This window comes from Desulfogranum marinum (assembly GCF_963675105.2).
GTDB lineage: Bacteria > Desulfobacterota > Desulfobulbia > Desulfobulbales > Desulfobulbaceae > Desulfogranum > Desulfogranum marinum.
Genome location: NZ_CAXXRO010000004.1, coordinates 2,518,059 through 2,536,177, shown reverse-complemented (window position 1 = coordinate 2,536,177; position 18,119 = coordinate 2,518,059). Strand labels below are relative to the sequence as shown.

Sequence of the window (18,119 nt, the reverse complement as noted above, 5' to 3'; positions counted from 1 at the left end):
ACATGGTGAAAATTTGACAAAAGAGAAGCGCTTAGAGATAATGACATCAGCATATTAAGATTACTATTCAGCATCAGTGGTAAGCAAATCTCTGATCAGAAAAATTGTAGAGGCCGGAGGGTCTTTGAATGTTGGATTTATTTACAGATAAGCAGGCTCAAGCCAACAGGAAACGAATGGGTGCCGGTATTATGCTGGGAACCGCTCTTTTCGCTACATCGGCGACAGCTCAAGTCAACGAAACAGACCTGACAACCTTAAGCATTGAAGACCTTATGGGCATCCAGGTTACCTCTGTAAGTAAGAAATCCCAAAGTCTTTCCGACAGTGCTGCTGCTATTTTTGTGATCACAGCTGAAGATATCCAGCAATCAGGAGCCACATGCATACCAGAGTTGCTGCGCATGGTTCCTGGTCTCAATGTTGCGAGGATTGATGCTAATAAATGGGCAGTTAGCAGCCGGGGATTTAACTCGCGGTTCTCTGATAAACTGCTTGTGCTGATGGATGGCAGGAGCGTCTACAACCCACTCTATTCAGGGGTGTACTGGGAAGTGCAGGACACAATGCTGGACGACATTGAACGTATTGAGGTTATACGCGGGCCAGGAGCAACTATCTGGGGAGCCAATGCTGTAAATGGTGTTATTAATATTATTACCAAACACGCTGGAGATACCCTGGGCGGACTAGCTGTAGCAGGAGGAGGAACGGAAGAACGAGCCTTTGCCGCTGGACGATACGGAACAACCATTACAGAAGGCGTCTACGGAAGGTTGTATGCCAAAGGCAATTCGAGAGATAGTTATCAATTTGTAACCGGCGAGGATTCGGAGGATTCATGGGAATCTTATCGCAGCGGATTTCGTGTCGATGGAAGCCTTGCGTCATCCAATAGTTTCAATATCCAGGGAGATATCTACAAGGGGGATCTTAACCAGACCGTCATATTGCCCACCTTAACTGATCCTGCTTTCTTTATAGATAATGACAACGTAGATACAAAAGGTGGAAACATTTTAGCCTCCTGGACCCAATATACCTCTGGTGGCGGTGAAGTCGACCTTCAGTTTTACTACGACAGGGCAAGTCGGGATGAGATGACAAACCATGAAGAATCCGACACGCTGGACCTGGAGTTTCAGCATCATTTTTCTTTCGGGGAAAAGCAAGACCTTATATGGGGTTTGCATTACCGTTATATCAGTGAAAAATTTTATAATACTTTTTGGACAAAGCTAGAACCGGAAAACGCTGATACCAACCTGTTTAGTTTTTTTGTGCAGGACGAATATACAGCATTAAAGGATACGCTCATCTTTACCCTTGGTTCAAAATTTGAACATAATGACTATACCGGCTATGAAATTCAGCCCAGCCTGCGTGCTCTGTACAGCCCTCTCAAAAATCACAAGCTCTGGGGAGCGGTTTCAAGAGCGGTGAGAACACCCCACAGGGTTGAACGTAACGCTACGCTAACGACCATTATTCTTCCATCCTCTAATCCAATAAACCCTCTTTCTATACCTGCAGCAGCGGGCGTTACCAGCAATGCAGACTTTGATTCACAAATCGTTGTTGCTTACGAAGCAGGGTATCGCTACCTGGTAAACCAGACCCTCTCTTTGGACCTGGCTCTTTTTTATAACGACTATGATGATCTACGCAGTACGGAACCCACACTTCCTACTATTAATGGGAGCTATGGAGCAGTGTATAATCAGTTTACGAATGCAGCCGCCGGTACAAGCCATGGACTTGAGCTTGCAGTGGCCTGGCAGGCTTTGGAGAAAGTAAAATTTGATTTCGCTTACTCTTATATTAACGAAGACTACACAGACATTTATATTACCCAGGCCAGCGATGCTCCCATCCATCAGTTCTCTCTGAGAGCCAATTGGAAAATAACCGATTCCCTCTCCTTTGATTTTTGGGGACGATATGTAAGTGATGCCGCCGGGATATACGTTTATAACCCAGGAGACCCGTACTATACTATAGACGATTATTTTACTGCTGATATACAGATCACCTATCGGCCAACCTCACAGCTCGACATAGCTCTGATCGGCCAGAACCTGCTAACGGAAAGTCATGAAGAATATGTTCAGGAATTCTGGTCACTCCCCACCGAGATAGAGCGAGGTGTTTATCTTAAGGCAACCTACCGATTCTAAGTAGAACACGGTTGACTTTTTCATGGCGTGGATAAACATGGTGGATAAATGATCGCAGGTCCAGATAGCTATCATAACTTTTTAGGCAGGAAGGCTCTAAAAAGGTTCTCGCGGTCTACCGTCCTCTTCTTGTTAACCTTTTGCTGGTGCGCGTCGGTTTCAGCTGCACCACGCGATGAGTATGCAGTAAAGGCTGCTTTTGTCATGAATTTTGCGATGCTGACAGAGTGGCCGGAAGCAGCATTTTCCAACCCAACAGAGAATATTACATTATGCGTAGTTGGGACAAGTACCCTGCCCCAGGCCTTTCAATCCATAGAAGGAAAAAAGATTGGTAAGCGGCTCCTCCATGTGGAGGCAGTGGATTCACAGGCAACGACTCCAAAATGCCATATTGTTTTCTATAAAGACGAGGTGGACACAGCAGACCTGGTACGGACTCTTTCTGCGGTACGCGGAAAGCCAGTGCTGACAGTCGGCGAAAAAGAGCGCGTCACCAAGCTAGGTGGAGCTATTCACTTTTATACACAAAACGAAAAACTTAAATTTGCAATAAACCCTACCGTTATTGCTAAGCAGGGCCTGAAATTGAGTTCACGCCTGCTAAAAATAGCCACCCTGATTGATAATTAAATGCGGAGCATTTCGTAATACTTTGAATTTATTTGTATCCATGCAATCCATTCGCGCCAAGCTGCAACTTGCTTTTCTTCTAACGGCTCTTCTTGGTTTATTTTTACTTAGTCTCATTCTTGTTGTCTCTGAAAAAAAGAATGCTTCCAAGAGGTTGGTAAAAGAGTTAACCACCATGGCAGATGTCGTTGCCTGGAACAGCAGTGTCAACTTGATATTTGATGACAAAAAAGGTGCCATAGAAGCCCTTGCATCTTTGCGGAGGAAGCCGGATATTGCATTTGCCTTCCTCTACGATGCTGATGGAGAAATATACGCCACATACCAAAAAACTGAAAAAAACATCTCCCACCTGGAAAATGTAGCAACCGCGGTAACACCTCCTGGAAAGGAACTTTTTACGCTCTTCGCTCCAAAGCCTGTTTTCGCAAAAATTACAAAAAATTACTGCTATCTCTTACGGCCTGTGTATGTCGACAATACAATAAAGGGTGCCATACTCCTTGTAGATGATATGCAGCAGCTCCAAAATCGTCTTAATGATTTTTTTGTTCAGCTCGGGTTAGCGGGGCTGGCTATTCTTGTCGTCGTTATCTTTGTTACTTCCTGGGCGCAAACATTATTTACAGCTCCCTTGACCAGATTAGTCCAAAGTATGGAGCGTATTATAAAAGAAAAAACCTACGACATTTTTGTAGAAAAAAAAACAGAGGACGAGTTTGGGGAACTCATCGACCACTTCAATAAGATGGTTGCCGAAATTCATAGTAGGGATGAGGAGTTAAGGTCATACAGTTTAGACTTGGAAGAAAAGGTCACCCAACGGACGGATGCGCTTTCAACGGCAAAAGTTGAACTAGAAAACACGGTCACGGATCTTCTGCAGGCAAGGGACGCAGCAGAGAAAGCAAATCGAGCAAAAAGCCAGTTCCTGGCCAATATGAGCCACGAAATCCGAACTCCGATGAATGGTGTTCTCGGCATGGCCGAGTTGCTGCTTGAAACCGAGTTGAATGGAGTTCAACGCCAGTTTGCAAATACAATTCAAGATTCTGGCACCGCCCTGCTTGCTGTTATCAATGACATTCTCGACTTTTCAAAAATTGAAGCAGGAAAACTTGAACTTGAATCGCGGCCATTTGACCTCCAGGACCTTATTGAAGATATCATCCAACTGCTCTCTTCAAAAAGCAAGGCTCAGAGAATTGAATTGGGAGTCCTCATTCAGCCCAATTCAACTCTTTTTTTAAAAGGAGATGCCAACCGATTACGACAGGTACTGATTAACCTCATCGGCAATGCAATAAAATTCACCAGCCACGGTGAAGTGATTGTCGAAGTATCAACCAGTGATACTGATTTTGGCACTGATCTTACTATCTCTATCAGAGATACAGGCATAGGTATCAGCAAAGAAAACATAAAAAAACTTTTTCAACCATTCTCCCAGGCCGACGGCACGAGCACCAGAAAATATGGGGGCACAGGTCTTGGGCTAGTTATTTCCATGGAACTGGTTGCCCTTATGGGGGGAAAGCTGGGTGTTGAAAGCACACTCGGAGAAGGGTCGGTATTTTCCTTTACCCTTCCCATGGAAATTTCTCTTCCCGCCACTGGATCAGCGTATAACAAAGAAACCTTTAGCCTTGACGGCCTTAATGCCCTGGCAATTGATGACAATGCAACCAATAGAAGTATCCTGTGCCATCAAACTGCATCCTGGAATATGACCTGTGATGTCGCAGAAAATGGATCGGTTGCGCTTGAAAAAATTCGAACTTCGTATAACAGTAAACCCTATGATATCGTTCTCTTGGACCTTGATATGCCGGAGATGGACGGCCTGGAGGTGGCTGAACAAATCAAAACAGCTGAACACAGTAAAACCATTCCCATAATAATGCTCACTTCTGTCGGTGCCTATGGCGACATTCAGAAAAGTAAAGATGTGGGAATTGATGTGTATCTGACCAAGCCTGTCCGCCAGCGCGATCTATTTTCAGCCATCCTCTCGGTTATTAATGCATCCAATGCAGTGAACACCACTCCAGGATCTGAAGAAGAACAAAAGGACAAAGTAGCCAAAGCTGCTTATAATTTTGGCTTGAATGCGCTTGTTGTGGAAGATAATAGCACCAATCAGCTAGTAGCCACCAAGATGTTAGGAAAACTTGGCTGCACAACAGAAGTCGTCGTCAATGGCGCTGAGGCAATAAAAGCCCTTGGCGAACGTACATATGATCTTATCTTTATGGATTGCCAAATGCCGGTAATGGATGGTTTTCAGGCCACGCAAAAAATCAGGGAGCTGGAAGCACAATCAGCTGAGCTCATGCGCACTCCCATCATCGCCCTCACCGCCAATGCCCAGTTTAGTGATAGAGAGAAGTGCATCCAAGCAGGGATGGACGATTATCTCAGCAAGCCTTTCCAATTAGAACAAATGGCCTCTGTAATCGCCCATTGGTTTAAAAAGTCCTCAACCCAAACACCGGATCAAGCACTCCCGATGGGCCTTACAGAAGCAGTGAGTGAGACGAGTGAGCAAGGTAGCACCCTGCTTGATCCTTTTGCTTTAGACTCAATCCGGCAATTGCAAATGGATGGAGAACCGGATCTCCTTTCACAAGTTATCAGGGCGTACATTGATGATGCCGACATGATAGTTAAGCAGTTAGATACAGCCCAAGCGGACAGAGATATTGATATATTAAAGCTGACGGCTCATACACTCAAGTCGAGCAGTGCCAATGTAGGTGCAATGACACTTTCCGCACTGGCCAAAAAGCTCGAAGAAAACTGTGCCGCCAACTCTTCAGAGAGCAACGCTCTGCTTGTAACGGAAATTATCGACCAATATAGCAGAACCAAAAAGGCTCTGGAAAAGGAACTGGCATAAATGGATTCTATACATATAAAACAGCCCAAAAAGCCTCTTGCTCTGGTCGTGGACGATGATAATGCATCACGAATTACCATGGGGGCGGCATTACGAAAGGCTGGTTTTGAAATTGAGCAGGCGGCAAGTGGAAAAAGCGGCATTGCTCTTTTTGATGAAAAAAAACCAGATCTGATTTGTCTTGATGTGATGATGCCGCAAATGGACGGCTTTGCAACCTGCAGGGAAATACGCAAACGGCCGGGAGGAGAGTATGTCCAAATATTAATGGTCACCGGGCTTGAGGACAACGAATCCATTGAAGAGGCTTTTCGCGCCGGAGGCAATGACTTTGTCTCTAAACCCATCAACTGGACAATGTTCAGCCATCGTGCCCATTATATGCTGCGAGCCGGAGAGGCTTTAAAAGACCTGTACCTTAGCCGCAGTTTTCTTGCCAAGACCCAGGAAATTGCTAAAATCGGCAACTGGCAAGTTGACTTGCAAAACAACCTCTGCACCATTTCGCCTGAAGCACTTCATATCCTGGGTCTTTCCGGAGGACCGAGAGAGGAAATCACTGTTAAAGAGTTGCTCGACACTCTTATTGGAACGGAACAGCCCGAGATTTATGCCACTGTAGAAGAGGCAATACGCGAGCGAAAAACGTTTACAGTCAATTTCCAAAAAACGTTAACAGACTCCTCGATTAGATATATTTATATGTATGGCCAAGTGCTGCGAACCGAATCAGGCGCTCCTGAATTCCTCCTTGGAGTTGTGCACGACAGCACGCAAATGAAGCAGGCCGAAGAAGAAATAAGGTACCTCGCTTTTTATGATAGTCTCACCGGGCTTGCTAATAGAACACTTTTTTTGAATCGCCTCAACAGTGTACTCGAGCACTCAAAGCGCAAGAAACAATCGTTTGCTTTGCTTTTTATGGATATTGATCAATTTAAACAGATCAATGACACCATGGGCCATCACGCGGGTGATATTCTCCTTAAAAATACAGCAGATATGATCAAACAGTCGATTCGCCGGGTTGATACGGTGGCAATTACCTCAACAGAGGAGCCACACACTCTTGTTGCTCGACACGGTGGTGATGAATTTGTCCTCATACTCTCAGATATTGCCTCTCCTGAAAGTGCTGCAATTGCAGCCAGACGGCTTATTGCGGCAATTCCACAAAAGCAGGTAATAGATGGCCAGGAAATTTCGGTGAGTGCAAGTATTGGTATCAGCGTTTTCCCGGAAGATGGTCAAGAGGCAAATGCTCTCCTAAAACATGCTGATATTGCCATGTACCATGCAAAAAAAAATGGGGGCAATAATTATCAATTTTTTAAAAAATCTCTCAACAGAGCGGTTCTGTCCAGGTTTACGCTGGAACAAGACATGAAATCCGCGATTGCCAACAAGGAATTTAGTCTCCATTTCCAGCCGCAACTGCATTTTTTGAACCGTGGTATAATGGGGGCCGAAGCTTTGATTCGCTGGAATCATCCCAAAAAAGGCTTTATGCCACCAGACAAATTTATTCCCATTGCTGAAGAATCGGGCCTCATCCTCGACATCAACAAATGGGTCATTGAGGAGGCTTGCCGGCAAAACCGGATATGGAAGGATAAAGGCCTGCATCCCGTACGTATCGCTTTAAACCTATCAGGGTACAAACTTGCGGAACAAAATATTGTACAGCTTCTGGAACAGAATCTAAAAAAGCATTCGTTGCCCGGAGATGCCATAGAGGTGGAAGTGACGGAAAATGTACTCATGCGCGATACCGAGGCAATTGTTGAAACTTTGCTCGGCATCAAAAACCTCGGCATCAAAGTGGCCATTGATGATTTTGGGACAGGTTACTCGTCGCTCAGTTACCTTACTTCCTTTCATGTAGATGTAATAAAAATAGATCGTTCTTTTGTGATGCACTGCTCGGACAAAGAAAAAAACCGGGTGATTATTAAAGCTATTATTGCAATGGGCCACAGCCTGGGCATGAAAATAGTGGCAGAGGGGATTGAAACCGAGGAGCAGTTCCGTCTCCTTAAAGAATATGGGTGTGATGAGTACCAGGGATATTATTTTTCTCCTCCGATTCCAGCAATAAAGTTTGAGAAACTTATTTAGTTAGCCCCTCGGCACAATCTACAAAACCCACCGGGAACAGTGCCCGAAGACCAGTACATCTTCCCCTGCATGTAATCTACAAACCAATACCCTGTTGGTCTGCGCCGGGCGGCGACAAAAATAAACGGCTGCTCCCTGGAAAAACAGGGGTGCAAATATATCCCCTTTGCGTTAGGGGCTGTTTCCATCAGTGACATTGCCTCTTCCACGGTTGGCATTCGCCAATCGTGGTACCCGGCAAATCCGTTGTTGTTCAATTGTTCTATGGCACGTTTCATATTGCGTATTGAACAAAGATCCACCCCTCCGCACTGCCACATAAGCCCGGTTTTCTCGTCCACTACCACGGTCTTGTCATCATCATCGGCCAGAAAATTCGCAAATGAACCATGCGGATTTAATTGTGCATCAAAAAAGTTCCACTGCATTATGATCTGCTTTATCTGCTCATCATCAAGGGTCGTCTGTTCTACCGGCAACATGACAGTGGTACCAGTAAATCCTGTCTTACCCAAGATCGGCAGCGCCTCACCTCTCTCTTCTTCAACCGCCGTTTCGTCAGTCACAGGAAAAAGAAACGGGCTGTGTTCAGGCTCAACAACCTCGGCAAGCAACCATTTTTTCAAGGCTGCATTAACAGGAAAATTATCACGGGAATTGAGCGTACCACCATGACTTATAATGCAATCTTCGATCAATTGCTGAGGAGCCTTAACCTCTGCCAAAATATGAACATGGCGCACACCCCGCTCCATAAGGTACAGCCGTGGAGATGTGCCCCAGTTATCCACAAAAAAATAGCAGACTCTTTCCTTGGTGCTGGTCAACCCTTCACTCAGTCCTTTTGCCGAAAAAGTACAAAACGCAAGATCCGGGGTCATATCCCACTCAATAGCAGCACCTGTGAAATCGCTTAAATGCAATCGTGCAAACATATTCATAATCACGCCCTTGTCTTACCAAACATATATGAATTTTGTATAATTACGCTTCATGGAGGCTGCCACTTGGCCCCATATCGGCGGTAAATTTACCCAGACAGGAGTGGCACTACCCCCTTGAAAGAAAAACCTCCTAATTAAAAATACTTTTAAGCAGTAATGGTCAACAGAACAAGGTCGGCAAAGGCGCTGTTAATGAGCGCTCAAAAACGAGTACATTCCCTAAAAGACATCGTACATACTTGCATGAAAGCCGCTTAAAAAACGATTGTGCAGGGGTAAGTTTACCCTTTCACATGTTCCCCTCCATCGGTCACTCTCCATTACTCTTCTTGCATGAGACAGTGAGCCTCTGAGGCACATACAAACACTCTGAGGCACATACAAACAAATGGTTGCCTCAAAAAAGCACTAAAGACCAGCGTCTCCTTTTTTTATCACTTTGTATTTCCGAACACTGGTGGTACATTTCAACCATTTTGAGCTTATACACAAAAATAGAAGGGTGACAGTTTGGCTTGTTTGACATTTTATGGGATGCCCAGAAAGTTACTATTTAGTGGAAAGATCTTGACTTTGACTGGGAGAACGTTGTTACGCATTCCATGCCGAAACCTCATCAGGAAGTATACGCCATGCTGGCCAATACTGAGTAAAGCAAACCTTGGCAGATGTAATCTCTACTGGATGACCAGCTCACTTTCTTCAAAAAGATACAGGAATAGTGTAAACTCGAAGGGTTGCTAAAATGTTTAACATTGCCAATACTAGCCTATGCCATTGTGATATCGTGTGCCCCTGTAACCTCTCATGGAGAAGCTACAGGTTGCAGCTTGCCTGATTGTGTTAGGTTTTGAAATCGAATAGAGGAGAATAGTTTTTCACATCCAAGTGTCGGTAAGGGTCCATACTTTGATGAAGTATGTCGATAATATCGACGTGTTTTCTAGCTTTGCGGTAATAAATAACGTGTGATCCGGCCAAAAAACTTAAATAGCCTTTTTTGATTTCTCCACGTTTCCGACCTATATCCGGACTTTCTGCGATCACCCGCAGCTTTTTCTCAATCAGCTTCAAATACGAGATGGTCTGCTCATGACCGAATTGTTCAAATGAATAGGCTTTAATATTACGCAAGCTCTCTTGCGCATTTGGAGAAAGAATATAGGTCATATCAGCCAATTAACTCATCCATAAAGGCTTGACCGTCACCCCCCTGTCCCTTATCAAGCTGCGCTTCACCTTCGGCCAGTTTAACGCGTAACGCTTCCAGCTTGGTTTCCTCAACCTCCAAAAGCCTCAAACCTGCGCGCACAGCTTCGCTTGTATTATCAAAGCGGCCTTGAGAAATTTTTGATTTGATAAAATTCGAAAAATGATCACCTAAAGTTACACTGGTATTTCTTTGCATATAATATCCTCCGCTAAAAAATTTGTACCAATATATAATACACATTTTGTCAAAAGATATCAGCTTTTATTTATGACCACCAGCCGGGTTGAGGCATGTTTGGTTTTCCCAATTGAAACATGGAAAATTGACAACAATAGCGTTAAATAAATGAAGTGACCACTATGTGAGGCAAATTCCGAGGTCCATTAAACAGGTAGCATTCATGTACCAACAACGCCATAATGAGATGAAAAGCAAATTTCCCTTTTTCTCTGAAGAGGAAACACAGATAGCCATTGGCATCCTGCAAGGTGCAACCGTGAAATCCTGCTCCAGACTTAATGGAGTTCCGGAACACAAGTGCGTCAAAATAACCAAAATGTATTGTGCCCGGACAAATAGAAAACTATACGATACTTTACTGCCAAACGAGAATTGGTTTGAGCAGGGGGTTCCAATAACAACACTCAGAGCATATGCCGCTGAGTTTATTAGGAGGGACTTCTCCGATGATCCTGCCGGAGCCAAATTGTCAGAAAACAGTTCAATTTGGGAAATTCCCGACGTTCAGCTCTTGACTCTAAATGCCCTATGGCAGAGGGATATAGAAACCGTTGCAGATATTTTGAAACATAATGAAAAAACCTTGTTACGAATGCCAAAACTCGGAAAAACAGGTCTCCGGCAGTTGAAAGACATTCTCGGTAAGTATGGATTTGTTATTGCCAGCCTTTGATATCATTTCGGCAACTCATAATGGGAACCCAAAAGGGCAAAACTATTTTCATAAAGGGAAAAGATATTTTGGGGGAGGTCTAGGCAGAAAAGGTGTCCTGTACATTTGCTCAGAAATGGGGCAACTCTTGAGTAAACCTTACCAAAGATAAGCTCAACTCTCAGATTTCTGCTTTGTTGTTAGACATAGAGAGCAGCGTAACCTCCTGGATACAAGAGACATCTCCCGCTTAGACTTTGTCACTTATTAGAGATATGTCACAGAGTAATCGAAAGTTAGCTTTGGTTCGGCTAGCCCAAACCAAGAAGACGACAGATTCGGTTCTGATTACTCCTGCATGCTTCTACTGACGTAAAAATCTAACCTCTTAAATTGGACGGCACAATACCGTCTAGAGTCAAGCATTGACCGGAAATTCAACAAGGCTCAACTCTACATCCTTAAATTCGGGCAGCCCTTTCAGGACTTCAGAGATTTTTGTTTTCTGCTCAGAATCTCCTATCACTCCGTTGATTCGGACATTACCCGGCTCTTCTACCTTGATCTGCAGGCCCAGCATTGAAACGTTTGCCTGAACGAGTCTCGCGTGGAGCTTCATCTCTTGGGCCCTACACTCCATAATTTTCAGAGCATCAATGCCACATTCGGTAATCTCATTAGACTGTGCAAACTCTGTAATGTGCGAGATCGTGGAATCAACACTTAATTTATTGGTATTGATAACAAGGTCATACAGGAGTGGATCATTTATGTTCATCTTGAAGGCATAACGAAAAAACTCATCTGCCTGCTCATCCCTTGCCTTTACAATTTTCCGTGCCTGCCCTGGCTCAAGCCCCTTTTCCTCAATGAAGTACTTGATTCTTTTTTCCGCTGGGGTGATGATACGCACGTGAAGGGCACACCCAAAATCCCGTAAAAGAAGCTGACTACCATGGCCTACTATGACGCTGTTATTTTCACTGGCTACCTGGTAGACAACGTTTTGGAGTACGTCCAGATAGACATCTTTCTTGCCATGCATCAATTGATCAAAGAAGCCCGGCACGTGTTCTTTCAGTCCATCGAGATTTTCTGTCTTCACTCCGAGCCTGATAGCCGCCTTGCGAAGGGTCTCGTCATCATAAAGATGCAGTTGTAATTTTTCTGCAACCTGCTTGGCGACATGGTACCCGTGGCTGCCGTAATCCTGAGTAATTGTGATGAGCGGCATAATTCCTCCAACTAATTGATGTGCCCCTGAACTTCACAGACATTGACCAGCTCCTTTCAGCGCAGGCCATACTTGGTAGCTGTCAGCTGCTAGAATCAGGGATGAAGATTCTTGTTTTATGACGGTATGATCGCGCCACAAGAGCGTGGACTACCTGTTAGCTCACTCTTTGATGGCGCTTTCCGGCTGCCAATTTCAACCCAAGTGGTCTCTGCCGGGAGATGGCCAAGTCGGTTTTGACCGACATGGCGCATTGTGTACGTACTCTCCAGGGCGAAAATTGAAGCCACACTCAGGCAACGAAAAAGGAAGAGTTCTCTAAGTCCGCTATAATTTATCGTCTTTCACAGCGCTTTTGCTGCTTTGCCTGCTCAGCCAGACACTTCTCGTCCTGATAGATCCAGTGTGCTTACTGGGGAGCAGGAAGGCCAAGAACTTTAGCCGCATTATTGTACATGATTTTTTCCCTTACTTCGATGGTGAAGGGTAATTCTGCGTAGGTCTTGAGTGCAGTTTTAAAATCAACAAAAGGATGCGCACTTGCGTAAAGGACTTTATCGCTGATCATGGTGTTGGCAGCCTGAATGTACGCCTCGGAAAGAGGTGAACGCTCATACTCAGAGAGGTCTACATAAACATTTTCGTTTCTCTGAGCTACGTTGATCATTTCAGAAATCCATGGATATCCGCCGTGGCTGACGATGATCTTCAGTTCAGGAAAGTCACGAGCTACGAAATCGATATAGCGTGGAGCGACATGATCCATTACTGCACCAGGTACAAGAGTGGCAGGTCCGGTGGTAATAATGATCGGTATGTCAAGCTCGCAGCACTTAGCATAGAATGGATAATACTTGGCATCATTGGAGTAAATTTTGGCAAGATAAGGATCAATGGCCGCTCCTTTTAACCCTTTTTTCTCAACAGCAGTACAAAGGTCACGAAGCCCATTCATTCCTTTATGAGGATCCACTCCCGCAAAACCGATGAACATGTCAGGGTACTGGTCAACAAAATCGAGAACAGATTGATTGTTTGATTGTGCGCCATAGGTTGTTTCGCAGTCCCTTCCAGTTATTACTGCTTTCACAACTTCATGTGACTTCAGGTCAGCTACAATGTCATCCATGCTCTGCGCGGCCATTGTAGGAAAATTAATAAGGTCACATAAGCCCGAAAACATGGGGCTATTACCAATTCCATCTAAGGTTTCCTTTGTGTTTGGCCTAAATCGAAAGTCTATAATGCCCACTTTGTCAGCCTCCTGCTAATTTCAAAATTTATAGGGAGAGTGATTAGCAATCTTAAGCTGCACCAAAGGGTAAAACTAAAATTGAACTAATCGAAATTGATATACTTTCGAGCGTTAAGCATATTCTGTGCCATACAGATCTGGGCGAACAGTGACAGGGGAAAGGAGACGGCGCTCTATAGTTAGATGTATATAGGGAGTTTTATTTGTGGGGCACAAGCCCAACAGAATTCTATAGAAAATGGATTGACAAAAAAGTTAACAAGGTTGCAAAAGCGAGACACGTGATGCATACTTGCAACTGGTCGCTAGGTACTCTTATTTTCAACAATTAATCACTGGAAGATGCAGCATGTTGCACTGTTGCAACTAACAATAATGATTACCACCTTAGATTAATGCAAATTCAAATATTTATTCATCCCCATAAAACGTTATTTAATTTTCGGTTAGGGTTTCCATAAGACAGTATTTCCAAAAAACAAGGCGCAGCCTTGCATTTACCGGGAAACTTCCACTGAAAGTGTAAAGGGAAAAATAATACAGGGTCCAATAAAAAGCATACAAAACAGTGGCTGCACATGGCGATAATTATCGAGGTCGGAACAACTTAAACCTTTCTGGCACCGCACTTGCTTATTTCGAGGCACACCTTAGGCCAAGCCATGTGTATTCAGGTGATAGCCACCTATAATATAAAATTCACAACAAATGGAGGAAGTGAGGTTATGCGTTATCTAGGAAAAAAGGTTGCAGTAGCCTTTATCGCAGTAGGAATGATATTCGGAGCGGCAGCTTCGGTTCAAGCAAAAAAAATAACCCTGCGCCTTGGCCACCCTATGGCGCCAGGCAACAATGTCACACTAGGTTATGAGAAATTAAAAGAACTCATCGAAGAGCGCTCTGAAGGCAAGATCAAGGTGCAGCTCTTTGGTAATGCTATGCTCGGCAGTGATCGGGTAACCATGGAATCCACCCAGCGTGGTACTCTGGATATGGCGTCTTCATCATCCCCAAACATGGCGAACTTCTCCAAGGCGTTCATGGTGTTCGACTTGCCGTACATCACAAGCCCGGCTAACCAGGAAAAATTGTACGCCGCACTTGATAAGGGCCCATTAGGTGAATACCTAGCTGCTGAGTGCGAAAAAATTAACCTCAAGCCGATCATGTACTCTGAGTACGGGTACAGAAACTTCGTTTCTACCAAGAAAGAGATCAAGTCTCTTGCTGATCTGAAAAACCTCAAAGTGCGCACGACTGCCTCTCCCGTTGAAGTTGCTGTTGCAGCAAAACTTGGAATGAATCCTACTCCCATTGCATGGGGTGAGGTATACACTGCCCTGCAGCAGGGCACCGTGGATGCAGAAGGAAACACCTTTTCTCTGTTAAATGACGCTAAGCATACTGAAGTACTGAAGTACGCAATGGATTCTGCCCATAACTACTCCATGCATATTCTTCTCATGAACAAGAAAAAGTTTGACTCTCTGGATCCAAAATTCCAGGAGATTATCCTTAAGTCTGGTCAGGATGCACTGGACTATCAGCGTGGCATCACCGCTGAGCTTGAAGTGAAAGCTGTTGAAGCTTTCAAAGCTCAAGGTATCTCAATCCACACCCTGACTGATGAGCAGCGTGCAGAGTTTATTGAAGCGACCAAGCCTACCTGGGAAGAATTCGCTTCTAAGATCCCTGCAGAAGTTATGACGCTTGTTCAAGACACCCAGAAGTAATTTGCATAGCGGGGCAGGTGAACTGTCCCGCTCTTTCAGAATGATTGAGGAGCGAACATGTCCACCCTCGTAAATGCCGACGCAGTCACCGTATCGACCACTGACGCAGCGCTGGATAAGAATAAGCCCGGCACTTTTAAAAGCGTCCTTAACTGGTTAGATAAACACGTTGAAAAGCCCTTCCTGTTTATTGGAATGCTTTCCATCATCCTGATCATCACCTTTCAGACCTTCTATCGATATGTAGGAACCATGTTTTCCGCAGATGCTGCGGGAGCCATTTGGACCGAAGAACTTGCACGATTCATCTTTATCTGGATTTCCTACCTCGCCATACCCATTGCAATCAAGAAAAGAAACAACATCCGCGTGGATATTGTTTATGATCGGTTATCACCCAGATTTCAGGGCATCAGCTGGATAGTTGTCGACCTGTGTTTTATGGCACTTGTTGCTGTAATTTTTTATATGGGTGTAGATAACCTGAAGATGCTGCAACTCTATCCGCAGTTTGCTCCTGGAACGGGCATGTCCTACTATTGGCCTTACCTGGTGCTCCCTGTTGCCTTTGGCCTTATGGCCCTGCGGTTGTTTCAGGATCTGTTCAAGCAGGTAAAAGAGTGTGGCTTTGTTGATACGCTCATAGGGGTGGCCTTTGTTGCCGCTCTTGCAGTTCCTGTCTATTTCAGTGAAAGCCTCAGTACCCTGACCATCCTCTTCGGGTATTTCCTTATTTTTCTTGTCATTGGTGTGCCGATTTCTGTAAGTCTTGGACTTGCTGCCACAGCAACCATCATCAATGCTGGAACCCTGCCCATTGAATATGTTGCCCAGATAGCATTCACATCCATTGATAGCTTCCCAATTATGGCTATCCCGTTCTTTATTGCCGCTGGCGTGTTCATGGGTGCGGGTGGACTTTCTCGTCGACTGCTCACCCTGGCAGACGAGTTGCTTGGCTCTCTTCATGGAGGTATAGCTCTGGCTGCCATTGCAACCAGTATGTTCTTTGCGGCGATCTCCGGCTCTGGACCTGCAACGGTTGCAGCGATTGGTTCGCTTACCATTCCAGCAATGGTCGAACGTGGGTACGACAAACTCTTTGCCGCAGCCGTTGTTGCTGCAGCAGGAGCCATCGGGGTTATGATTCCACCGAGTAACCCGTTTGTTGTGTATGGTGTATCTGCTCAGGTCTCAATTGGTAAACTCTTTATGGGAGGGATTGTTCCCGGCGTACTCACCGGCTGTGCCTTGATGCTTTTCACCTACCTTTACTCAAAAAAACGTGGGTGGCAGGGCGTGCAACGTGAACGTACTGCCATGAGTTTTGTAAAAGCGTTCTGGGATGCGAAGTGGGCACTGATGGTACCTGTCATCATTCTCGGCGGTATTTATGGTGGTATCATGACCCCCACTGAAGCCGCTGCCCTTGCCGCCTTCTATGGTCTTGTTGTAGGCATTTTTGTCTACCGGGAGCTCAACTTTAAAAATATTATTCCATGTTTTATGGATGCCTGTAGTACCTCGGCAATCGTTATCATCCTGATGTCCATGGCCACCATTTTCGGTAACATCATGACCATCGAGCAGGTTCCGGCAACCATTGCCAACGCAATGCTCAGTCTGACTGAGAATAAAATTGCGATTCTGCTGCTGATCAATGTGCTGTTACTGATTGTTGGTACTTTTATGGAAGCCCTTGCAGCAATCGTAATTCTTACTCCGATTCTCCTACCCATTGTAATGAAGGTTGGGGTTGATCCGGTCCACTTTGGTATCATCATGGTGGTTAACCTCGCCATCGGCTTTGTTACTCCGCCGGTTGGTATCAACCTCTTTGTTGCAAGTGGAGTAGCCAATGTTAAAATTGAGAACCTCTCCAAGGTGGCACTGCCCCTTGTTGGTATCATGATTTTCATTCTGCTGCTTATTACCTATATCCCATCTTTACCACTCATGCTGGTTAACTAGGCAGGCTATCAGGTGTAAGCTGGGCGATTCCCGCTTGAAGTCGGGAGTCGCCTATGCCTTTTACAAAAAAATCAACCTAAAAGCGGGTAGAACAATGACAGACAAAGAGATACAACAGACCAAAGGCGTGGTTTTCAATATCCAAAAATATTCAGTCCATGATGGGCCTGGAATCCGTACTGTTGTTTTCTTAAAAGGATGTCCGCTCAAGTGTAAATGGTGCTCCAATCCTGAGTCGCAGTCATTTACAGCCGAGATTGCCTATAGCAGAAACAAATGTATCACGGTTTCTGAATGTCTCCGCTGCGGTGAAATCTGCTCAGTAGGAGCTCTGACAAAGGGTGAAGACGACAAAATCGATGTCAACTGGCAGACCTGTACCAACTGTTTAGCCTGCGCCGATGTATGTCCTGCAGGAGCCCTCATCACCTACGGTGAAGAACGTACTGTTAAGAGTGTTATCGATGAGGTGGAGAAAGACGCGACCTTCTATGCCCGCTCCGGAGGCGGTTTAACCCTTGGTGGTGGAGAACCTCTGGCCCAGCCTGAATTTGCTCTGGCTCTTTTGAAAGAGGCCAAGCGCCGTTATATGAAGACTGCCATTGAGACCTGCGGCCATGTATCTGAAAAGGTGATCGTTGAGGCGTGCAAATATATCAACACTGTTATGTTTGATATCAAGTCTCTTGACCCAGAAAAACATAAACAATTTACTGGACAGGATAATTTGCGAATCATGAATAATCTTAAAGCGATCCGTAAGGCTTATCCAAAGCTGAAGATACGGGTGAGAACACCTGTAATTCCAGGATTTAATGATACCAGCAAAGATATTGAAGCCATCGTCAATTTCATTGAGCCATTGGAGGTGGAGTTTGAGTTACTCCCTTACCATAGACTTGGAACCCAGAAATATATAAACACGGGTCGGGAATACATGCTGGGAGATGTTTCCCTTGATAACAATCACTTTCTTAAGCTAAAAGAAGTGGCCTCGAAACACCCCGCTTTGATTTAACCCCAAACAGATGGTGCTTGCAGCTGTTACTC

13 protein-coding genes are annotated in these 18,119 nt (G+C 44.9%); 8 read left to right on the top strand and 5 right to left on the bottom strand.

Annotated elements, in window-relative coordinates; genetic code table 11:
• The first annotated feature begins 128 nt into the window (after nt 1-128).
• Genes ACHZCY_RS19775 through ACHZCY_RS19760 form a run of 4 tightly spaced genes read left to right on the top strand, consistent with a single transcriptional unit; the run spans nt 129 to nt 7,827 of the window.
• Nucleotides 129-2,177, top strand: coding sequence for a TonB-dependent receptor plug domain-containing protein (locus ACHZCY_RS19775; RefSeq protein WP_205224360.1), 2,049 nt, complete (start codon nt 129-131; stop codon nt 2,175-2,177).
• A gap of 48 nt (nt 2,178-2,225) precedes the next feature.
• Entirely contained in the window at nt 2,226-2,810 is a 585-nt protein-coding gene (locus tag ACHZCY_RS19770) for a YfiR family protein (RefSeq protein WP_319550107.1), read from the top strand.
• A gap of 22 nt (nt 2,811-2,832) precedes the next feature.
• On the top strand, nt 2,833-5,709 hold the full coding sequence (locus ACHZCY_RS19765) for a response regulator (RefSeq protein ID WP_319550106.1): 2,877 nt from the start codon (nt 2,833-2,835) through the stop codon (nt 5,707-5,709).
• Nucleotides 5,710-7,827, top strand: a complete 2,118-nt coding sequence (locus tag ACHZCY_RS19760) for an EAL domain-containing protein (protein WP_319550105.1) — start codon at nt 5,710-5,712, stop codon at nt 7,825-7,827.
• Here the strand turns inward: ACHZCY_RS19760 and ACHZCY_RS19755 are convergent.
• The 3 genes from ACHZCY_RS19755 to ACHZCY_RS19745 form a co-directional block, all read right to left on the bottom strand.
• Nucleotides 7,824-8,768: an Lcl C-terminal domain-containing protein gene (locus ACHZCY_RS19755; RefSeq protein ID WP_319550104.1), complete on the bottom strand. Its 945-nt coding sequence runs from the start codon at nt 8,766-8,768 to the stop codon at nt 7,824-7,826. The two genes, ACHZCY_RS19760 and ACHZCY_RS19755, sit on opposite strands and share 4 nt — an antisense overlap.
• Before the next feature lie 846 nt (nt 8,769-9,614).
• Entirely contained in the window at nt 9,615-9,941 is a 327-nt protein-coding gene (locus ACHZCY_RS19750; RefSeq protein ID WP_319550235.1) for a type II toxin-antitoxin system RelE/ParE family toxin, read from the bottom strand.
• 1 nt (nt 9,942) lies between these two features.
• A complete protein-coding gene (locus tag ACHZCY_RS19745; RefSeq protein ID WP_319549146.1) occupies nt 9,943-10,179 on the bottom strand; it encodes a type II toxin-antitoxin system ParD family antitoxin in 237 nt (78 codons plus the stop codon).
• 301 nt (nt 10,180-10,480) lie between these two features.
• On the opposite strand from ACHZCY_RS19745, the gene ACHZCY_RS19740 reads away from it, so the two are divergent.
• The gene (locus tag ACHZCY_RS19740) at nt 10,481-10,897 is read left to right on the top strand and encodes a DNA-directed RNA polymerase subunit alpha C-terminal domain-containing protein (protein WP_319550103.1); all 417 of its coding nucleotides are present in this window, start codon (nt 10,481-10,483) and stop codon (nt 10,895-10,897) included.
• Between the two features lie 397 nt (nt 10,898-11,294).
• Here ACHZCY_RS19740 and ACHZCY_RS19735 read toward each other — a convergent pair whose 3' ends face one another.
• Nucleotides 11,295-12,110, bottom strand: coding sequence for a cytidylate kinase-like family protein (locus ACHZCY_RS19735; protein ID WP_319550102.1), 816 nt, complete (start codon nt 12,108-12,110; stop codon nt 11,295-11,297).
• Between the two features lie 409 nt (nt 12,111-12,519).
• Nucleotides 12,520-13,362, bottom strand: coding sequence for an amidohydrolase family protein (locus ACHZCY_RS19730; protein WP_394713418.1), 843 nt, complete (start codon nt 13,360-13,362; stop codon nt 12,520-12,522).
• A 728-nt stretch (nt 13,363-14,090) separates the two neighbouring features.
• Between ACHZCY_RS19730 and ACHZCY_RS19725 the strand changes: the two genes are divergently transcribed.
• The 3 genes from ACHZCY_RS19725 to hpsH all read left to right on the top strand — a co-directional run bounded on the left by ACHZCY_RS19725 (nt 14,091) and on the right by hpsH (nt 18,087).
• Nucleotides 14,091-15,098 carry a TRAP transporter substrate-binding protein gene (locus tag ACHZCY_RS19725; protein WP_319550101.1) on the top strand — a complete coding sequence of 336 codons (1,008 nt, stop codon included), beginning with the start codon at nt 14,091-14,093 and terminating at the stop codon, nt 15,096-15,098.
• A 57-nt stretch (nt 15,099-15,155) separates the two neighbouring features.
• On the top strand, nt 15,156-17,069 hold the full coding sequence (locus tag ACHZCY_RS19720; protein WP_319550100.1) for a TRAP transporter large permease: 1,914 nt from the start codon (nt 15,156-15,158) through the stop codon (nt 17,067-17,069).
• 94 nt (nt 17,070-17,163) lie between these two features.
• Nucleotides 17,164-18,087 (top strand): (2S)-3-sulfopropanediol dehydratase activating enzyme, encoded by a 924-nt coding sequence (gene hpsH / locus ACHZCY_RS19715; RefSeq protein ID WP_324292245.1) that lies wholly within the window; start codon nt 17,164-17,166, stop codon nt 18,085-18,087.
• Nucleotides 18,088-18,119 lie beyond the last annotated feature (32 nt).